Origin of the sequence: Streptomyces sp. JJ36 (genome assembly GCF_021696945.1) — a bacterium.
GTDB lineage: Bacteria > Actinomycetota > Actinomycetes > Streptomycetales > Streptomycetaceae > Streptomyces.
Map to the genome: position 1 here is coordinate 1 of NZ_JACYHE010000219.1, position 209 is coordinate 209.

Below are 209 nucleotides of genomic sequence, written 5' to 3' on the forward strand. Positions count from 1 at the left end.
CAATGAGGCTTAGCTTCCGGGTTCGGAAAGTAACCGGGCGTTTCCCCCACGCTATGACCACCGAAACCCTATTGAGAATCCTGCAGTCAAGCAGGGAAACCTAAGAGTTCAGCGAACAAGCACACTGTTCAATTCTCTGGTGCACTGGCTCTGATTGCTGTCTCAGAAACCACACAGTGAACGCGAGCACCTACGGACAAGCCCTCGGC

Annotated in this window: 1 rRNA gene; it reads right to left on the bottom strand. The window is 53.6% G+C overall.

Features of this window, described 5'->3' with window-relative positions:
- Nucleotides 1–65 (bottom strand): 5S ribosomal RNA (gene rrf / locus HOY81_RS27210); the annotation flags it as partial.
- Nucleotides 66–209: the final 144 nt, after the last annotated feature.